General features: G+C 73.6%; 18 protein-coding genes. 9 read left to right on the plus strand and 9 right to left on the minus strand.

Annotated features, from left to right (window positions below):
* Window positions 1–87 precede the first annotated feature (87 nt).
* The 4 genes from ACFOVU_RS20790 to ACFOVU_RS20805 all read right to left on the minus strand — a co-directional run bounded on the left by ACFOVU_RS20790 (window position 88) and on the right by ACFOVU_RS20805 (window position 2,859).
* A complete protein-coding gene (locus tag ACFOVU_RS20790; protein WP_378536173.1) occupies window positions 88–876 on the minus strand; it encodes a DivIVA domain-containing protein in 789 nt (262 codons plus the stop codon).
* A gap of 4 nt (window positions 877–880) precedes the next feature.
* Entirely contained in the window at window positions 881–1,561 is a 681-nt protein-coding gene (locus tag ACFOVU_RS20795; RefSeq protein WP_378536175.1) for a DivIVA domain-containing protein, read from the minus strand.
* Window positions 1,562–1,649: 88 nt separating this feature from the next.
* The gene (locus tag ACFOVU_RS20800; RefSeq protein WP_378536177.1) at window positions 1,650–1,847 is read right to left on the minus strand and encodes a hypothetical protein; all 198 of its coding nucleotides are present in this window, start codon (window positions 1,845–1,847) and stop codon (window positions 1,650–1,652) included.
* Between the two features lie 106 nt (window positions 1,848–1,953).
* Window positions 1,954–2,859: an N-acetylmuramoyl-L-alanine amidase gene (locus ACFOVU_RS20805; RefSeq protein WP_378536179.1), complete on the minus strand. Its 906-nt coding sequence runs from the start codon at window positions 2,857–2,859 to the stop codon at window positions 1,954–1,956.
* 135 nt (window positions 2,860–2,994) lie between these two features.
* On the opposite strand from ACFOVU_RS20805, the gene ACFOVU_RS20810 reads away from it, so the two are divergent.
* The 4 genes from ACFOVU_RS20810 to ACFOVU_RS20825 all read left to right on the plus strand — a co-directional run bounded on the left by ACFOVU_RS20810 (window position 2,995) and on the right by ACFOVU_RS20825 (window position 6,628).
* Window positions 2,995–3,354 carry a YkvA family protein gene (locus ACFOVU_RS20810; protein WP_378536180.1) on the plus strand — a complete coding sequence of 120 codons (360 nt, stop codon included), beginning with the start codon at window positions 2,995–2,997 and terminating at the stop codon, window positions 3,352–3,354.
* A 169-nt stretch (window positions 3,355–3,523) separates the two neighbouring features.
* Entirely contained in the window at window positions 3,524–5,107 is a 1,584-nt protein-coding gene (locus ACFOVU_RS20815) for an ABC transporter substrate-binding protein (RefSeq protein WP_378536182.1), read from the plus strand.
* Window positions 5,108–5,130: 23 nt separating this feature from the next.
* Complete coding sequence (locus ACFOVU_RS20820) at window positions 5,131–5,520, plus strand: VOC family protein (RefSeq protein ID WP_378536184.1); 390 nt, start codon at window positions 5,131–5,133, stop codon at window positions 5,518–5,520.
* 109 nt (window positions 5,521–5,629) lie between these two features.
* Window positions 5,630–6,628, plus strand: a complete 999-nt coding sequence (locus ACFOVU_RS20825) for an ABC transporter permease (protein WP_378536185.1) — start codon at window positions 5,630–5,632, stop codon at window positions 6,626–6,628.
* Between the two features lie 24 nt (window positions 6,629–6,652).
* Here ACFOVU_RS20825 and ACFOVU_RS20830 read toward each other — a convergent pair whose 3' ends face one another.
* Window positions 6,653–7,354, minus strand: coding sequence for a S1 family peptidase (locus ACFOVU_RS20830; RefSeq protein ID WP_378536187.1), 702 nt, complete (start codon window positions 7,352–7,354; stop codon window positions 6,653–6,655).
* 636 nt (window positions 7,355–7,990) lie between these two features.
* Here ACFOVU_RS20830 and ACFOVU_RS20835 point away from each other — a divergent pair.
* On the plus strand, window positions 7,991–8,287 hold the full coding sequence (locus tag ACFOVU_RS20835; protein WP_378536189.1) for a hypothetical protein: 297 nt from the start codon (window positions 7,991–7,993) through the stop codon (window positions 8,285–8,287).
* A 74-nt stretch (window positions 8,288–8,361) separates the two neighbouring features.
* Here ACFOVU_RS20835 and ACFOVU_RS20840 read toward each other — a convergent pair whose 3' ends face one another.
* On the minus strand, window positions 8,362–10,515 hold the full coding sequence (locus ACFOVU_RS20840; RefSeq protein WP_378536190.1) for a beta-galactosidase: 2,154 nt from the start codon (window positions 10,513–10,515) through the stop codon (window positions 8,362–8,364).
* 194 nt (window positions 10,516–10,709) lie between these two features.
* Between ACFOVU_RS20840 and ACFOVU_RS20845 the strand changes: the two genes are divergently transcribed.
* Window positions 10,710–13,007 (plus strand): glycosyl hydrolase family 95 catalytic domain-containing protein, encoded by a 2,298-nt coding sequence (locus ACFOVU_RS20845; RefSeq protein ID WP_378536191.1) that lies wholly within the window; start codon window positions 10,710–10,712, stop codon window positions 13,005–13,007.
* Window positions 13,008–13,046: 39 nt separating this feature from the next.
* Here the strand turns inward: ACFOVU_RS20845 and ACFOVU_RS20850 are convergent, their stop codons facing one another.
* Both ACFOVU_RS20850 and ACFOVU_RS20855 read right to left on the minus strand, forming a co-directional pair.
* Complete coding sequence (locus tag ACFOVU_RS20850; protein WP_378536192.1) at window positions 13,047–13,892, minus strand: MerR family transcriptional regulator; 846 nt, start codon at window positions 13,890–13,892, stop codon at window positions 13,047–13,049.
* A gap of 54 nt (window positions 13,893–13,946) precedes the next feature.
* Window positions 13,947–14,336 (minus strand): tautomerase family protein, encoded by a 390-nt coding sequence (locus ACFOVU_RS20855; protein ID WP_378536193.1) that lies wholly within the window; start codon window positions 14,334–14,336, stop codon window positions 13,947–13,949.
* Window positions 14,337–14,476: 140 nt separating this feature from the next.
* On the opposite strand from ACFOVU_RS20855, the gene ACFOVU_RS20860 reads away from it, so the two are divergent.
* Both ACFOVU_RS20860 and ACFOVU_RS20865 read left to right on the plus strand, forming a co-directional pair.
* Window positions 14,477–16,033 carry an MFS transporter gene (locus ACFOVU_RS20860; protein WP_378536194.1) on the plus strand — a complete coding sequence of 519 codons (1,557 nt, stop codon included), beginning with the start codon at window positions 14,477–14,479 and terminating at the stop codon, window positions 16,031–16,033.
* Window positions 16,034–16,037: 4 nt separating this feature from the next.
* Window positions 16,038–16,607, plus strand: coding sequence for a TetR/AcrR family transcriptional regulator (locus ACFOVU_RS20865; RefSeq protein WP_378536195.1), 570 nt, complete (start codon window positions 16,038–16,040; stop codon window positions 16,605–16,607).
* Window positions 16,608–16,708: 101 nt separating this feature from the next.
* On the opposite strand, the gene ACFOVU_RS20870 is transcribed toward ACFOVU_RS20865, so the two are convergent.
* The gene (locus ACFOVU_RS20870; RefSeq protein WP_378536196.1) at window positions 16,709–17,308 is read right to left on the minus strand and encodes a TetR/AcrR family transcriptional regulator; all 600 of its coding nucleotides are present in this window, start codon (window positions 17,306–17,308) and stop codon (window positions 16,709–16,711) included.
* Between the two features lie 84 nt (window positions 17,309–17,392).
* Here ACFOVU_RS20870 and ACFOVU_RS20875 point away from each other — a divergent pair, with 84 nt between their 5' ends.
* Window positions 17,393–18,670, plus strand: coding sequence for an oxidoreductase (locus ACFOVU_RS20875; RefSeq protein ID WP_378536197.1), 1,278 nt, complete (start codon window positions 17,393–17,395; stop codon window positions 18,668–18,670).
* The last annotated feature ends 21 nt before the right edge of the window (window positions 18,671–18,691 follow it).

The following is an 18,691-nucleotide window of genomic DNA, read 5'->3' on the forward strand; positions in this document are numbered from 1 at the left end:
GGGCGGGGCATCGCCGGTCCGCGCGGGCTATGGCGCGGAGCCCGTCCACACCCTGTGGACGTGCCGCGGTAGCGGCATGCGCCGGCCTCAGCCGTGCTCGTAGCGGCGCAGCTCCTCGGCGAGCAGGTCCAGGAACGCGTCGACCTGCGCCGGGTCGTAGCCGGGCCGGGCGCGGGTGGTCGCGAACTGCACGCGTTCGACCTGGGTGGCGTTGAGCGGGGCGAGGTCGGGGCGCCCGTTCAGCAGCGCGCCGAGGGTGGCCTCGGCGCGGTCGAGGAACGTGTCGACCTCGTCCTCGTTGTACCCCGTGGTCAGCCGGGTGGTCGCGAACCGCTTGCGCCGCACGTCCTCCGGGGTCATGGGCGGACGGTCACCGCGCGGGACGGGCGGCGGGGGCGGGACCGCGCCGAAAGGGGGAAGGGCCGCGCCGCGGCCGGGTGGAGGCCCGCTGGGCGGAGCGGTGCGCGGGCCGGGCCCCGGGCCGGGACCAGGACCGGGGCCGCGTCCCTGGCCGGTGTGCTGGGGGCGGGGCGGGCCCGCAGGCCGGCCCGCGGGCGGAGGGCCCGGACGCGCTCCGGGCCCCGGCTCCCCGGGTTCGCCGCTCAGCCCGCGGGAGCGCAGGTCGGCCACGATGACGTCGAGGAACTCATCGACCTCGTCCTCGTTGTAGCCCGGGTTCAGCCGGGTGGTCCGGAACCGGGCCGCCTCGACCTCGGCGGCGGTGATGAGCGGGCCGGTGCGCGGGCCGCCCTGCAACGCCACGAGCGTGGCTTCGACCCGGTCCAGGAGGTGGTCGACGTCGTCCTCGTTGTAGCCCGGCCGCAGGCGCACCGTACGGAACGTCTTGTTGCTGATGTCCGAGGGAGTCAGGGGCATGCCTCTATTGTGCCGACCGAGCCGTTCCAGGGGAGGGCGTCCTCGGCAAAGTCAGCGGCCGCCCCTGGCCGCCGGGCGATCGGCGGGCATCGCCCGCGCGCTTCAGCGCCGCGCAGAGGTCGTCGACGAACGCGGTCACCTGGCCGCGGTCGAAGCCGCGCAGCACAACGGGCAGGTCCGCGCACCGCTCGCGCAGCTCCGCCGCCGTCGGGCCGGCCGCGACCCGGCCCCCTGCGCGGATGGCGGCGACCGCGTCCACCCCTTCGACCAGCAGGGCTTCGACCTCGTGCCGGTCGTAGCCGCGCAGGACGACGTCGAAGCGCGCCGCCGCGAGGTCGGGCCACGGCCCGTAGCCCGCCTCCTCCGCACCCGCTTCCGCCCCCGGGGCGCCGTCCCCGGCGGGGGATTGCAGTTCGGCGATCATCCGGGCCAGCGCGGAGTCGACCTGAGCGCGGTCGTAGCCGCGCCGGGCCACCCGCAGCGCGCCCGCTGCGGCCCGGGCGCGCCCGGCGACGGAGCCGTCGCCGGTGTCCGCGGTGCCGCGCCGGGCCGCCAGCGCGCGGGTGAGCCCTTCGACCAGGCGATCCACCTGGCGCCGGTCGTAGCCGCGCCGGGTGATCTCGAAAGAGGGCGAGCCGGGTGAGGAGCGCAGGAGGGAACCGAAAAGGGGGGATGATTCGCTCATACCGTCATTGTGCGGTATCGCCTGCGCGGCAAGGGATCCCGACCCTCCCATGTCGTGCGCGACCGGCCGGGGCCGGCCGCGCACGGGGTCACCTGGAGCCGATGTTGCGGACCGCGGCCTCGGTCCGGCCCCGGATCCCGTTGCGCACCTCGTCGCGATCGCGCTGCGCACGGGCGCGCTGGTTCGCCGGCGAGTTGCGCTCCCGGTTCCGCTTGGCCGCGGACAGCTCGCGCGGGCTCATCCGGCGGGGGGAGTCGGTGATGGGCGTCTCGGCCTCTTCGGACATGGGCGGGCCTTCCATAGGGGGCGGCGTTCGTCGGGCCCCACGATAGGGCTCCCTCCCGCAGCGGGAGGCCGCGCGCCGGGCCGGGGGAATGGACCCGGCGGCCGAGCTAGCGGCTCAGGTAGCGGGCGATCCCGGCGGCGACGGCGGCCGAGGCGGTCTCGCGCCACTCGGGGTCCGTCAGGTTCTCCGCGTCCTCCGCGTTGCGCATGTTGCCGGCCTCCAAGAACACCTTGGGGACCCGGGACATGTTCAGGCCGCCGAGGTCGGTCCGTTCGTCCAGGCCTTCGTCGGCGAGGTAGTCGGCGGGCGGCTGGCCGGCCCCCGCCTCGAACTCCGCCCGCAGGTCCTCGGCCAGGTCGCGCGAGGGCTCCACGATGTCGTCGGTGTAGCCCTCGACCCGCCCCGGCGCGATGACGTGGAAGCCCCGGCCGTCGGCGGGGCCGCCGTCGGCGTGGATGGAGACGGCGGCGTCGGCCTGCGCCTCATTGCCGATCGCCGCCCGCTCGTCGATGCAGGGGCCGACCCCGTCGTCGTCCTCGCGGGTGAGGAGCACCGTGGCGCCGTCGGCCTCGAGGTGGTCGCGCAGCCGCTGGGAGAAGTCCCAGTTGAACTCGTGCTCGGTGTAGCCGTCGTCGGTCTCGGCGCCCACGGTGTCGCACGCCTTGTCCTCGGGTCCCGCCGGGACCAGGGCGTTGATCTCGTCGCTCGCGTCGGCGTTGCCGCCGTTGTGGCCGGGGTCCACCACCACGGTCGTCCCCGCGAGAGGGCCGTCGCCCGCCCGGCCCTGCTCGGTGTCTCCTTGTTCCCCCTCCTCGTCCTGGGCGCCGTCGTCGCCGGAGCCCCCGGGCGCATCGGGGGCGGGCAGGGGCTGGGTGGCGGTGACATCGGGGTGGGGGTGGTCGTCGCCGGACACCGCCGAACAGGCGGAGATGGTCATGAGGGCCGCCGCGGCGAGGATCGCACCTCGCAGCGGCCGCCCCGGCACGGGTACGTCGCTGTCGCCGTTACGCATGATCCTGGAAGACGTCCTCGTGTCGGAAGGTGTGGGGGCCACCCAACCTAACGGGTCCCCGGGAACGCCCCACGGCTCTCTCGCGTCATATCGTGAGAGAGTACGGCACGCGCGACAACAACCGAGGTGACATCCATGCGCAAGAGCAACAGGGCCGCCGCGGGCGCTGCGGCCTGGCAGGTCGTGAACGACAAGGCGCGCCCGGACGCGCCCGGTGTCCTGGAGCGCGTCGGCGCGATCCCCCGCATGCTGGGGGCGCGGATGCGCGGCCGCTACACCGAGATCCCGGCATCGCGAGTGACGCTGTTCATCCTCGCGCTCCTCTACATCGTGTCCCCGATCGACGCCGTCCCCGAACTCTTCATCCCCTTCCTCGGCCTCGCCGACGACATCGGCGTCGCGGTGTGGCTGACGGCGGGCCTCATGTCCGAGACCGAGCGCTTCCTCAAGTGGGAACGGGGCACCTCCTACGTGCAGGGGCACGTGGTCGGCTAGCCCCGGAATCCACCCACCGATCCGCACCAGAACGGGTCCCGCGCCGCCGGCGCGGGACCCGTTCCGGTGTCCGGGGGCGCGCCCCCTGTGCCCGCCCCGCCGTCGACGCGCGTGACACGGCCGCGTAGCGTTTCCAGTTGCATGTCCTTTGCAATAAGGGAGAGGGAACGTGACGCGACGCCCCCCATCCGCGATCGCCGCGGGCGCCTGCCTGCTGCTGCTGACCACCGCCGGATGCGCCACGGCCCAGCAGGGCGGTCCGGCCGACGGCACACTCACCTACGCCCTGGGCGACGAACCCCAGGAGTTCAACCCGGCGCTCATCGACGAACACCTCGACCCCGTCACCGAGATGGTCTTCCGCGGGCTCACCGCCCACGACGCCGACAACGAGATCGTCCCCGCCCTGGCCGAGAGCTGGGAGGTCGCAGACGACGGCCGCACCTACACCTTCGCCCTGCGCGAGGGCGTCACCTGGCACGACGGTGCGGCGTTCACCGCCGCCGACGTCGTCTTCACCATCGAGGCGGTGCGCGACGGCGGGTTCGCCACCAGCAACAAGTTCGCCGACGTCGACGACGTCCGCGCCGAGGGCGACCACACCGTCGTCGTCGAGCTGAGCGACCCCGCCCCCGCTCTGCTCGACACCCTCTCCAACGGCATCCTGCCCGAGCACCTCCTGGCCGATACCGGGATCGACGACCCCGCGTTCGGCGAGCACCCCGTCGGCACGGGCCCCTTCCGGCTCGACACCTGGCGGCACGGCGAGTACGCGTCCCTGAGCGCCTTCCCCGACTACTACGGCGGCCCGCCGGGGCTCTCGGGCATCACCATCACCTACGTCCCCGACGCCGCCGCCCGCCTCATGCGGTTGCAGAACGGCGAGGTCGACGCCGCCGCCCTCGAACCGCAGCAGGCCGGCGAGGTGCAGGGCGGCGACCGGATCCGGCTGGAGGTCTCGCCCACCGCCGACTACCGGGGCATCATGTTCAACATGTCGGCGGACCACTGCTGGTCCGACGCCCACTGCGACGACCCCGCGCCCCGCCGCGCGATGAACCACGCGATCGACCGCGACGCCGTCATCGACGGCGTCCTGCACGGGTACGGCTCGCCCGCGCTCGGCCCGCTCGACCAGAGCCCGTTCGGCACCGATACCGCCGGCTACTCCTTCGACCCCGGGCGGGTCGAGGAGATCATGACCGAGGGCGGGTACCGCAGGAACGGCGACGGCGTGTGGGCCAAGGACGGGGAACCGGTCGCCTTCGACCTCACCACCTTCGCCGAGGACGGCGTCCGCGCCGCGATGGTCGAAGTGCTCGCCACCCAGCTCCGCGACCAGGGCTTCGACGTGACCGCCGACCCCCGGCCGCGCGATTCCGTGGACTGGGCGTCGCTGGACACCTTCCTCGTCGGCTGGGGCACGCCCTACGACCCCGACGGATCGCTCTACGGCCCCTTCCACTCCTCCGAGGCGCTCGCCGAGGGCGGATCCAACTACGGGAGCTACGCCGACGACGCGGTGGACGACGCGCTCGACCGCGGCCGCGGAACCGGAGACCCGGAGGCCCGCGCTGCGGCCTACGCCGACTTCCAGGAGGCCATCGCCGAGAACCCGCCCTATGTGTTCGTGTCCTACCTGGAGGCCGTCAACGCGGTGCCGGCCGGCCTCACCGGCCTCCGGCAGCGCACGCTGGCCCACCACGGCTACGGTTTCTTCTGGAACGCCGAGGAGTGGTCGTACCGCGGCTGACGCCGGGTGAAGGAGGGACCCCGTTGCCCCATCTCGGACTGGTGGCCCTCGTCGTACGCGACTACGACGAGGCGATCGACTTCTACGTCGACCGCGTCGGCTTCGACCTGCGCGAGGACACCGTTCTCGGCGACGGCAAGCGCTGGGTGGTCGTCGCCCCGCCCGGTTCCAGCGAGACCGCCGTCCTGCTGGCCCGCGCCGCGACCCCGGACCAGGCCGACCGGGTCGGCGACCAGACCGGGGGACGCGTGGGCCTCTTCCTCAACACCGACGACTTCGACCGCGACCACGCCCGGATGACCGCCGCCGGGGTGGTCTTCGAGGGGGAGCCCCGGCACGAGTCCTACGGCACGGTGGCGGTGTTCCGCGATCTCTACGGCAACCGCTGGGACCTGATCGGGCTCCGCCGGTGACCGCGGCGCGGTCGGGGAGAGCGGCGGCCGGCGGATCCCGCGCACGGCCCGCCCACCGCGGCCGGGTGCCGGGGGCGGGGCCGCCGCACTGGCGGTCGGCGGTCCGCCCGTGAGCCTCGGCTTCCTGCTGCGCCGCCTCGCCGGCGCCCTGGTGGTGTGCGCCGGGCTGTCGGTGTTCTGCTTCCTCGCCCTCGACCTGGCCCCGGGGGACCCGGCCCGCGCGGCGCTGGAGGCGCGCTCGGGCGGCCGGCCCGTCCCCGAGGCCGCGGTCGAGGTGCAGCGCGCGGCCATGGGCCTCGACGACCCGCTGCCCGTCCGCTACGCCGACTGGCTCGGCGGGGTCGTCCGCGGCGACCTCGGCGTCTCCTACCTGCACGGGCGCCCGGTGGCCGGGGAGATCGGCGCGGCCCTGCCGTGGACGCTGCTGCTGGCGGGGGCCGCCACGGTCGTCAGCCTGGTCGGCGCGGTCGCGGTCGGACTGGTCGCCGGGCTCACCCGCAGCCGGGGGCTGCGCCGCGGGATCGAGCTCACCGTATTCGCCCTGGGCGGGGTGCCGGGCTTCGTCGGCGCGCTGGTCCTGCTCTACGTGTTCTCGGTGCTCCTCGGCTGGTTCCCCGCCGGGGGCCTCGGCCGGCCGGGGCAGCAGCCGGCCCTCGCTGTCGTGGCGTCGTCGGTGACCCTGCCCGCGATCGCGCTGGCCTTCGGCCACCACTTCGGGGTCTACGTGCGGCTCGTGCAGACGGGGGTTGCGCGGGTGCGCGGGTCGGTGCACGTGGCCAACGCCGAGGCGCGCGGCCTGGGGCCCTGGACCGTGCGCCTGCGCCACGTCCTGCGCCCGGGGCTGGTCCCTTTCGCCGCGCGCTTCGGCGTGGGCGCGGCGCAGCTGCTGGCGGGCGCCTACGCGATCGAGGTCGTCTTCGCGTGGCCGGGCATGGGCCGGCTCGCGCTCGACGCCGCACAGACGCAGGACTACCCGGTGCTCCTCGCCGTTGTGCTGGTCACCGGGGTGACGGTGGTCGCGGCCGGGCTGGCCGGCGAACTCGCCACGGCCCGCCTCGACCCGCGCATCCGCCTCTCCCGAGACGGCGGCCCGCCCGCCCGGATGTGACCGCATCCGGGCGGACGGCACGGCTCACGCTGCGATCGTGTTCCGGATCCAGTCTTCGTATGCTGTGACGTCGGTCCAGATCGCCGGGCCCGTGGAGCACAACGGGTCGCTGTCGTAGTCTCCGTCGCGGCTGGTGGCGCCGATCAGTTCCCACCCGTCCGGCCCGCGCCGGATTTGCGGCCCGCCGGAGTCGCCATAGCAGGCCTGTGCGTCCTCGGTCGGATGCTGAGTGCAGATCTCGGTGGCACCGTCGAGGCCCGTGCACCGGTCGCCGGAGACGATCTCGGTGTCGAGCTCCTGGAGGACGGAGCGCGGCTCGGGGCAGTCGTCACCTTCGCATGTCGCGCCCCACCCCAGAAGGCGGGTCGGGGTCCCGGCGCCGCCCGCCTCCGGTGCGATCGCGATGGGCTCCTGCTCCACCGGCTCGGCGAGTTTCACGAGGGCGATGTCGGCGACCACCGTCAATTCATCCAGGTCATAGTCGAAGTCGGGGTGGGTGACGATCCGGGAGATCTCCGCCTCGGTGCCGCCGCTCGTGTGGTCGTTGCTGCCGATCCGAGTGGTGATCTGCTCCGGTTCGGACCCTTCCACGCAGTGGGCCGCGGTCACCACCCATTCGCTGTCGATCAGCGAGCCGCCGCAGAAGTGCTCGCCGCCCTGCTGGAGGCTCACCATGAACGAGTACTCCTCGGTGGCGTCGACGCCACCGATGATATTGGTCGACATCTCCTCATCCCCGGCGTCCGGCGCGGCTGCCGCCGGGGCCTGCGCCGCCGCGGCGAGGAACGCCGCGGCGCCCAGCGCGCCTGCCGCCGCTACCACCCGGCGCCTCGCGCCGTGCTTGCGGGTCGTTTGTCTTAGGCCATCAGCCATGTCGGGGGGCCCTTCGTGTCCGGTGTCCTGGTGGTCGTCGCAGGGCTCGGCCGCGCCGGTCCCCGCTGCCGTCTCCCGGCTGCGCCAACGCTAGGACCGCAATGGGAGCGCGCACATCCGGCCGCAGAAGGATCCCGGCCCCGTTCAAACGTCGGTGCCACTGCGGCTTCGCGAACGTCTCCGGAGCTGAGGCGCACCGACTTTCGTCGGCCGGGTCGCGGTACGGGCCGTGACGATTCCCGCCGCCCCTCCTCCGGGCCGGGCGCGGCGGGCCGGAGAGGCGTAAGCGACGGTCTCCGGAGGTCGTGATCCGGGCATCCCGGGACAGGCCAGGTGGATCGTGAGGGGTCATTGAGCAGCGTGCGGCCCGCGTGAGTGTCTGGTCGCTGGAGCGTGAGTAGGCGTACTCATGCGCGCTCCGGACGTCGCGTCCACAGTGGGGGAATGGAAGATGATGTACGAGGTACACAGGGCGGGCATCCATCGCCGATGGACTACGACCCCCGGTGGTATGTGGTCCCCCGCGCCTTCACCGTGCTGGCCGTGATCGCCGCACTTCCGACGTGGTTCATCGTGATCGGGGTGGGGTTGTACGACTGCTATAGCTTGAGCTGTGCATCAAGTGACGGGCATGTGCCGGTCTGGGCCGCGATCCTGGCGCTGCTGTGCGTGGGACTCACCTGGACATGGCCACGCCGATACGCATTTGAATCCGCGAGGTGGTTGTTCGGGATATTCGCCGTGATTCTCGTGTGCACGGCGATCGGGCGAAGCCTGTCCTCGTGAGCTCGCGCATCCCCGGGGCTCCGCGCCGTGTGTCCCTTGTGCCGACGCTGAGACCGCGAGCACAAAGGGGGACGTCAGGCCGGCGCGCCGTGGAGGACCGCGACGCCGCCTTGGGGGAGGTGGAGGACGTCGGCGGGGCGGCCCGACACGAGGTCGGTGGCGCCGGGGCGGAGGCCGAGGCGGGCCGGGGCGATCGTGTGGTCGTGTTCGGTGTGGTTGAGCACGAAGACCCAGGTGTCGTCGCCGCGCACGCGGCGGACGACCTCCACGCCGGGGGCGGGGGGTCCGGGCGCGTCGGCCGGGGGTGGGGCCGCCCGGGCGAACAGGAGTTCCAGAGCGGCGTCGGGGAGCCGGGTCGAGACGTACCAGGCGCTGCCCCGCCCGACCGCGTTCCGGGTGATCGCGGGCCGGCCGGTCAGCGGGCCGGAGGCGTAGCGGGCGACCGCCTCGGCGGTGCCGGTGTGGACGAGTTCCGACCACTGCCGGCCGGACACGGTGCCGGCGCGGCCGGTGTCGTGTCCGTCGTCGTCGCCGTCGTCGCCGGGGCCGCCGGCGTAGTCCCCGTCGCCGGGGCCGCCGGGCGTGTGTCCGGACTCGGTGCCGGCCCAGGCCACCGCGACGGTCTCGTTCGTGTCCAGTGGATGGAAGCGCTCCACGCGCACGCCGAGCAGGTCGCGCAAGGCGCCGGGGTATCCGCCCGTGATGACCGTCCCGTTCGGGTCGGCGGTCCCGCTCAGGAACGTCACCACCAGCGTGCCGCCCGCTTCGGCGTAGCGCCGGAGCGCCGTGGCGGCGGCCCCGGAGGTGAGGTAGAGCGCCGGGACCACCAGCAGCGGAACAGCGGGCGGGTCGGCGCCGGGCTCGACGAAGTCGACGGTCCGGCCCGAACGCCACAGGGCGCGGTGCGCCTGGGCGACGAGGTCGCGGTAGTCCAGCCCCCGGGCCGGGAGCGACCCGCTCTCCAGCGCCCACCAGCATTCGGGGTCCCACACGATCGCGGCGTCTGCCACCACATCGGCGTCGCCCGCCCCGGCCAGGCGGGGCAGCAGCGCCCCGAGGTCGCACATCTCCCGGAAGACCGCGGAATCCGGTCCGGCGTGCGGGACCATCCCCGAGTGCCACTGCTCGGCGCCGCCGTGCGATTCCCGCCACTGGAAGAACAGCGCCCCCTGCGACCCGCGGGCGACGTGCCCGAGGGCGTGCCGCAGCGTCTCGCCCGGGGCCTTGGGCACCGTGCGCGTCCCCGTGTAGGTGACGCCCGCCGCCTGCTCCATGGCCAGCCACGGGCGCGCCACGGGGGGCTCACCCCCGGGCGCGGGGCGCCGCCGCTGCGGCGCTGCCGCCCACGAGCGGGCGAGATCGGCGGCGAACGCGGTCTGCTCGGCGGCGCCCACGCCGACGGCGTCGGGATAGGAGTCCACCGCGACCAGGTCGAGGTCGTCCGCCCACTCCCACGGGTTCACCGGCACCCAGCTCCCGAACGCGAAGTTCGTGGTGACGGGGACGGTGGGCGTGGCGTCGCGCAGGGCGTCGCGCTGGGCGCGGTAGTTGGCGAGCATGGCGCCGGAGAGGAAGCGGCGGAAGTCGAGCACGTGGGCGGGGTTGGGCAGGTACTGGGTCGCGCGCGGGGGCTGCACCTGCTCCCAGCCGGTGTAGTGCTGGCTCCAGAAGGCGGTCGTCCACGCGTCGTTGAGCGCGTCGAGCCCGCCGTGGCGCCGCTGGAGCCAGTTCCGGAACCCGCGTGCCACGTGGTCGCAGTGGCACCAGGTCCCGTACTCGTTGTGCACGTGCCACAGGGCGAGGGCGGGGTGGCCGGCGTAGCGGGCGGCCAGGGCGCGTGCGATCCGGACGCAGGCGGCGGTGAAGGCCGGGGCGCATACGCAGTAGGTGTCGCGGCTGCCGTGCGTGAGCCGGGTGCCGTCGGCCGCGACGGGCAGGGCGTCGGGGTGGGCGAGGCCGAACCACGGGGGAGGGGAGGCCGTGGGCGTGGCCAGCGCGGCGGCGACCCCGTTGGCGTCGAGCCGGTCCAGGAGGCGGTCGAGGGGGTCGAAGTGGAACCTGCCCTCGGCGGGTTCCAGGAGCGCCCAGGAGAAGACCCCCACGGTCACCAGGGTGACCCCGGCGCGGCGCATCAGCTCCATGTCCTCGGTGACGACGGTTTCGGGCCACTGCTCGGGGTTGTAGTCGCCGCCGAACCACAGGCGGGGGGTGGGGGCTGGACCGCGCATGCGGATTCTCCTTATTTTGGATAGACAACAAACTAATTCCCTCGGTTGGAGTGCGGAAGCCCCGCGAGGCGGTGGGGCGGACGTGCAGAGGGGGAAGGGGCCGGGAATCGGCGATGGGCGAACGGCATTGCGCAGGGGCGGTCGCGAGAGCAGGGACGGCCACGGCGGCGGACCCGCCACCGGAGGCGAGAGAGGTGGTCACGCGCCATCCGGTCACCGACTGGGAGGACGCGCTGATCACCGGGAACGGCCGGCACGGGGCGCTCGTGCACGGCGGGGCGGGCGGCGCGCGCGTCACCCTGAGCCATGAACGCCTGTTCCTGCCGACCCTGGAGCCGCTGCCCGCACCCGCGACCGCGGCGATCCTGCCGGAGCTGCGCGACCTGCTGTCGAGAGGCGAGGGCCGGGCCGCGGCGCGGCGGATCACCGCGCTCGCGGCCGAGGAGCACCCGGGCTATGCGCAGACCCGATGGATCGACCCGCTGATCGCCGCGGCCGTGCTGTCCTTCGTCCCTGATCAGCCCAATGGCGGCACCCTGCTGCGCCGGTGCGACCACGCATCCGGCCTGGTCACCGAGGAGTACGGCGACGGAACCGTGCTGCGAGCGGTGGCGTCGCGCGCCGACGACACCGTCGCCGTGGAACTGTCGCGAGCGGCGGGCGGCCTCACCGACCGGGCCCCGGCCGGTGGACTGAACGGGCTGCTCCGCCTGTCCCTCATCGACGGGGAACCACCGGTGGCCTTCGAGGTCGAGAGCCGTGTCGGGCCCGACCTGCTGGCCCTGCGGGTCGGCTTCCCCGGCCGACCGGCAGGGAGCATCCCGGGGTACGCGGTGACCTGCGAGGTCACGACGGAGGACGGCGCCGTCGCCGGCGGCCCGGACGGAATCGAAGTCCGGGGAGCGGCCCGGCTCCTCGCGGTCGCCCGCGTCCGCGTCGGCGGCCCGGGAGAACAGGCACCACCGGCGATAACGCGGCTCTCTCTAGGTCACGCTCGCATCCTCGCATCCCCCTTCGACCGGCTGTTCCTCCACCACAGGGCCGTCCACGCCGAGTTGTTCGGCCGCTTCCGGCTGCGCCTGGGGCGCGCCGGCCAACAGGCCGCCGCCGCGCCGCAACCGCCCCCCACCACCGACGGACTCACCTCGTCCCCGTGCAGCCCGGAACAGGTGGAACGGCTGGTCGACGCCGGGCGCTACGCCGTGATCGGCTCCTGCGGCGATCTCCCGCCGACCCTCCAGGGCGTGTGGAGCGGGACATACGACCCGCCGTGGCGTTCGGGGTACACCCTCGACGGCAACCTCGCGTCGGCGGTCGCCGCACTGCACCCCACCGGTGTCCCCGAGCTGATGACCGGTCTGTTCGACCTGCTCGACGGTATGCACGCGGACTTCGCCGACAACGCCCGCCGACTCTACGGCTGCCGCGGCATCCTGCTCCCCGCCCACCTGTCCACACACGGCCGGCACAACCACTTCACCGAGGAATGGAGCCTGACGTGCTGGACCGCCGGAGCGGCCTGGCTCGCGCGGCTCCACTTCGACCACTACGCCTACACCGGCGACACCGCGTTCCTGCGCCGCCGCGCCCTGCCGTTCCTCACCGCGGCCGGTGAGTTCTACGAGGACTTCGTCACCGCCGACGGTTTCCGCCCGTCGTACTCACCGGAGAACACCCCGGGCGACGGCGACGCGCAGGCGTGCGTCAACGCGACGATGGACATCGCCGCGGTGCGCGACCTGGCGCGCAACCTGATCCGCACCCACCACACCCTGCGCCTCCCCGGCGCCCGCAGGTGGGCGCGGCTCGCCGCCCGGCTGCCCGGCTACCGCATCGGTGCCGACGGCGAGCTGGCGGAATGGGCCACACCGGCCGGGCCGCGGCGGCAGACCGACCACCACGGCCACCGCCACGCCTCCCACCTCTACCCGCTCTGGTACGAGCCCGACCCGGCCTTCGCCGACCCCGCCCTGCGCGCGGCCGCGGTGCGCGCCGTGCGCGCCCGGCTGGCCTGGTGGCGCGGCCAGGGGTCCGACGAGATGGCGTTCGGCCTGGTCCAGCTCGGCCTGGCCGCCGCCCGCCTGGGCCTGGCCGACGACGCGCACACGACCCTCGCGCTGATGGCCGAACGCTACTGGCGGCCCACCATGGTCTCGACCCACAACCGCGGCGCGCTGTTCAACACCGACATCTGCGGCGGCTTCCCGGCGGTCGTCACCGCCATGCTCGCGGGGTCCGCGCAGGGCCGCCTCGACCTCCTCCCCGCCCTTCCGGCCGCCTGGCCCGAGGGCGAGGTCACGGGGCTGCGCGCCCGAGGCGGACTCACGATCGACCGCCTGACGTGGGCGGACGGCCGCATGTCCGCCGACGTGACGGCGGCGGCCCCTCGCCGCAACCTGATCACCACCCCCGACGGTGCCCGCCACACCGCCGACCTCCGCCCGGGCGAACCGGCCCGCGTGGAGGCTGATCTGCCCGTTCCCCGGGGCTGACCGGTAACGGGAGGACCGGCCGGCCGGCGCAGTGCACGTTCAGGGTGCGGTGGTGTCGGCCTCGTCGAGTCCGCGGATCGGAGCGGCGGTCTCGATGCCGTCGCCGTGCACGATCTGGCGCATGCGGGAGACGTCGGCGAAGGCGGCCTCGAGGGGGTGCGCGGCCAGGCGCGAGATCGCGGTCCCGAACTTGGCCATCGAACTCGTGCCGGGGATTGAGATCGAGAGTTCGTCCCGCGCCTCGAAGGTCTGCGCCTCGACGTCGCCGGGCAGGGCCGCGAGGGCTTTCTCGTCGGCTGTGACGGGGACCTTCACCAGCCAGTGCGGGCCCTCGGCGGTGTTGCTCCGCCTCCTCTGCTCCGGTGTCTCGTTGGCCCAGGTCCGCCAGGGGGTCCCCGACACCACCCCCCCGCACGACTCCACGGCCGCGACCACCTCCGCGACCGTGGCGGTGAATGCGGCGTCGGCCGGCCCCCAGTCGCCCGGGTCGTCTCCGGCGGAGGGCCCCGGCACGGCCTTCGACACCACCGACATCTCGGGGGCGTGGCGCACGCGCGGCTCCGGCCATGCGCCGAGGAGCACGCGCGCGTCGCCGATCGCCTCGTCCTGGGCCCGGCGCTGGTGCTCCATCTCCCCGATGTGCCGCTGCAACAGGTCGGACGCCGTGTCGGGCTCGTCGAGCGCGCGCCGGACGAGCTTGACGCTCATGCCCGTTCCGCGCAGCACGGTGACCAGCATCGCCTGCTCGACCTGATCGAACGTGTACGACCGGTAGCCGGTCTGCTCATCGACCTCGGCGGGGACGAGCAGGCCCTCGGAGTGGTAGAACCGCAGCGTCTGCGGCGTCAGGTGGCACATATCGCTGAAATCGCTGATGGAGAGCATGGCACCAGGATCGGCCTTGTAGTAACCGCAAGGTCAACCCGGAGGATGCCGCCCCTACCGCCCGCGGCGGAAGTCGAGTTGCGTGATGCCGTTGTAGCCGTAGCTCTCGGGATGCATCTCGTACAGCGCCACGCCGGCGACGGACGGCAGCACCCCCAGCGTGCTGCGCAGGAGCTCGTAGGTCTGCGCGATGAACCGCGCCTTCTCGTCGGCGCTGTTGGTGCCCACCGTGATGCTGACCTCGACGTGCGCGCCCGTGGCGCCGGTGACGAGTTCGCCTCCGACGTAGTAGCGGTCGGCGGGCACCAGGTTGAGGTGGACGGTGGTCCGCTCCAGCGGCTTCTTCAGGGTGGTGACCGCCAGCTCGGTCAGCCCCGTGGCAAGCGTCTTCTGGGCCGCGGGGGAGAGGTCGGGGTCGCTGATCGTCGCGCGGATGAACGGCATGCCCCCACCCTGCCGCGATCAGGCATGACGGGTCCAACGACTTTCGCTCCGGGGCTGTGTGACTCGACTCTCCGTGCACCCATAATTGAACGATGGTACAACTAGTACGTTCGTTCAATTAGTTAGACGCCGGAGGCGCAATGAGCACGAGACGGTCGGCACCCGCGGGGCGGCGTGAGTGGGGTGGTCTTGCTCTGCTGGCGCTGCCGACCATGCTGTTGGGGCTTGACGTGACGGCGCTCTACCTCGTCGTTCCGAGCCTGGCCGAGGACTTGGACCCGACCGCGACGGAGACGTTGTGGATCATGGACGCCTACGGCTTCTTCATCGCGGGGTTCCTGATCACGATGGGGACGCTGGGCGACCGGGTCGGACGGCGCCGGCTGCTGCTGATCGGGATGGCCGCGTTCGCCGCGGCATCGGTCTTCGCGGCGTTCGCCCCCAGCGCCCTCTGGCTGATCGTGGCGCGGGCGGTGCTCGGAGTGGCCGGAGCGACGCTCATGCCCTCGACGCTCTCACTGATCAGCACCATGTTCACCGACGTCCGGCAGCGGGCGCTGGCCATCGGCGTGTGGGCCACGATGTTCGCCCTGGGAATGGCGGCCGGCCCGGTCGTGGGCGGTGTGCTCGTCGCCGGCTTCTGGTGGGGCGCGGTCTTCCTCATCGCGGTACCAGTTGCCCTGCTGGTGCTGGCCGGTGCGCCCGCGCTGCTTCCGGAGTTCCGGACGGGTGGCGGCCGGCTCGACCTGGTGAGCGTCGGGCTGTCCCTGGCCGCGCTGCTGCCGGTCATCTACGCGATCAAGCACGCGGCCTCCCACGGTCCGGACGTTCAGGCGCTGGGCGCGGTCGTTCTGGGCGGTGGCGCCGCGGTCGCCTTCGTCCGCCGCCAGCTGCACCTCGACGAGCCGCTGCTGGACATGAAGCTCTTCACCGGCCGGGCGTTCTCCGCGGCCTTGGCCGTCCTGCTGATCGGCCTGGCCGGTTTCGGCGGGGTGATGTACCTGGTCACCCAGTACCTGCAACTCGTCGCGGGCCTCTCACCGACGACGGCCGGGCTGTGGATGGGGCCACCCGCACTGGCCATGCTCATCGGGGCCATCGGCGCACCCCTCGCGGCCCGGCGCGTGTCACCCGGCGTCGTCATGGCGGCGACCCTTGCGCTGTCGCTGTGCGGATACGCCCTGCTGGCCGTCGCCGGGACCCACAGCACACCGGGCGTGGTCGCCGGATTCGCATTCGTCTACCTCGGGCTCGGGGTCATCGCCGCACTGGGCACCGACATCGTGGTGGGTGCGGCACCCCCCGAGAAGTCCGGATCGGCGGCAGCGCTCTCCGAGACCGTTCAAGAACTCGGCATCGCAGCGGGGGTGGCGCTCCTGGGCAGCCTCACCACGGTGATCTACCGGAGCACGGTCGAGGCTCCGCCCGGGCTGTCCCCATCAGCGGCCGAGACCTACGGCGACGGTCTCTCCGGGGCGGTGTCCCTCGCCGATCGGCTGCCGGCCTCGGCCCTCGACCCCGCGCGAACCGCGTTCACCAGCGGACTCAACACCGCCGCGGTCATCGCGGGTATCGCCATAGCGGCCGCTGCGCTGGCCTGCTTCACGACCCTGCGGCACGTCCGGCCCCTCGACGACGCCGCCGACCGCGAAGCGGAGCCGATAGCCTCGACCCGCGGGAGCGGCGACGACGGGTGAGGCAATGGCGGTTGAGGACGGCACTGTCGATGGGCGCACACTGCGCGGTCAACGCCGCCGGGCCCAGATCATCGAGGCGACGCTCGCGATCGTCCGCCGCGACGGCGCCACCGGCGTCAGCCACCGGGCGGTCGCCAAAGAGGCCGGGATCACGACCAGCCTGACCGTCTACTACTTCGCCACCCTGGATGATCTCCTGGTCGCCGCCCTGACCAGTGTCGCGGACGCCTACACGGACCGCATCCGCCGGATCATCGATACCGACGACGACCCGCTCGGCGGGCTCTCCCGGCTCATCGCCGAATCCGCCGGCCCCGGCCGTGAGCGGGCCCTCGCCGAACGGGAGCTGTCGACCCTGGCGGCGCGCCGGCCCGCCCTGCGGCCGGCCGCGCGCCGCTGGCGCGACAACGTCGCCGAACTCGCCCGGACACTGACCGCCGACCCCGATGCGATCGAGGCCTGCGTCGCCCTGTCCGACGGCCTGTGCACGGCGATCCTGCTCGACGACCACGGGGCCGACCCCGGCCACATCCGGGCGGTCCTCGCCAAGGCGCTCTTGGGCGGCGGCGAGTAGCCGCTCCGGACCCGGGGCCGGGGGCGGTTCACGTCTCTGCTCCGCGTCGTGGACGTCGTGCCCGCACCACCCGGTCCTCCGGCGCCCGGCGGGCCGCGGAGCTACGGGACCATGGCGCGTACCACCGACCCCACCAGGACATCGATCTGCTCGGGCGTGGGGTCTCCGAGCCGGCCGTCGAGCAGCAAGAGGCTGAGCCCGTGCACCAGGGCCCAGATGCCGATCTTGAGGGCCTCGCGGTCCTCGGGAGCGGCGAAGCCGGCGATGCGCGCCGTCACCACGGCCTGCGCCGCATCGGAGGCGGCCGTCACCTCCGGCCGGCCGACGCACGGATGCCCGAACATCAGGTGGAAGAGCCCCGGGTGGTCGAGGGCGTAGCGGACGGTCGCGCGCGCCATCGGCGCGATCGTGCTCGCCAGGTCGGCCGGGCCGGCGGTCCCGCCGTCGCGCTCGGTGTCGGCGGACGCATCGCCGATGCGGGCCGCGAGCTCCGTGAAGCCGTGCGCGGCCAACGCCGCCAGCAGCGCTTCCTTGTCCCGGTAGTGGCGGTACGGGGCGTTCGGGGAGACACCCGCGTGCCGGGCCACCGCCCGGAGGGACAGCGCATCCACACCGTCGGCGTCCAGCAGGTGCAGAGCGGACCGGAGCAGGGCGGCACGCAGATCACCGTGGTGGTAGCTCCGCCGACCGGATGTTGACACTGCCCACTTCCTTGCTTCATTGTTGACGCTGTACACATTGTGCGTCGTCGCAACGGCGCGACCCTGGTGGACGGAGTGTGCCACGTGCCCGGGATCGGTGACCGACTCGTCCTTCCCAGCGGACTGAGTCTGCCCAACAGGCTGGTGAAGGCCGCGATGGAGGAGAACCTGGCCGTCGCCGGGCAGCTGCCCGGCGAGCGGCTGGTGGAGCTGTACCGGCGGTGGGCGCTGGGTGGGGCAGGGCTGCTGATCACCGGCCACGTCATGGTCGACGGGCGCGCGCTCGCCGACCCCTCCGACATCGTCCTCCAAGAGGGCACGCCGCTCGAACCGTTCCGGCGCTGGGCCCGGGCGGTGCGCGACCACAACGGGCGGGTGCTTATGCAGATCAACCACCCCGGCCGCGTGGTCAACTCCGACATGCCGGGGCTCGCCCTGTCGGCGTCCGACGTCGCCGTCGACGCCGGGCGCTACTCCCGCATGTTCGCCCGGCCCCGGGCCATGACCGAGGCCGACATCCGGGACGTCGTCGCCCGCTTCGCCGGAACGGCCGCGCTGGCCGCCGACGCCGGGTTCCACGGCGTCGAGATCCACGCCGCACACGGGTACCTCCTCGCCCAGTTCCTCTCCCCGCTGACCAACCGGCGCACCGACCGCTGGGGCGGGGACCTCGGCGACCGGGCGCGCTTGCTGATCGACGTCGTCCACGCCGTTCGCGCCGCGGTTCCCGGCGGCTTCGCGGTGGCCGTCAAGCTGAACACGGCGGACTTCCAGCGAGGCGGGTTCGACGAGGGGGACGCCGTCCAGGTCGTGGACCGGCTGGCCGCGGCAGGCTGCGACCTGGTCGAGCTCTCCGGCGGCTCCGTCGAGAGCCTGGCGACGCACGGGCACACCGCCGACGGCCGCACCCTGGCGCGGGAAGCCTACTTCCTCGACCTGGCCGCCGGCATCATCCGCACCGCGCCGCTGCCGGTCATGGTGACCGGCGGGGTCCTGCGGGCCCCGGTGGCCCGGCGGGTCCTCGACCAGGGCGGCTCGCTGGTCGGTATGGCGACGGCTCTGGCCTATGCACCCGATCTCCCGCACCGGTGGCTGCGCGGCGAGGAGGCCGTCGTCACGCCGGTGCGGTCGCGGTGGACGGACAAGGCGCTGGCCGCCACTGCGACCCAGGCGGCGGTGCGCGACCGGCTCGCCCGGCTCGGCGGCGGATGCGGCACGCACCGGGACCCCTCACCCGCCGCGGCGCTCGTGCGCGAGCGGCTCCACCGCCGCCGAGCGCTGCGCCGCTACCGCCGCTGGTACTCCCGGCAGGTGCAGGGCGGCGCGCCGGCGGCGCAGTGCGTTTCCGACGGCTCGCGGTAGCCCGCGCCCGGGCAGCGGGGA

The organism is Nocardiopsis sediminis, from assembly GCF_042650565.1.
Taxonomy (GTDB): Bacteria; Actinomycetota; Actinomycetes; order Streptosporangiales; family Streptosporangiaceae; genus Nocardiopsis_B; species Nocardiopsis_B sediminis.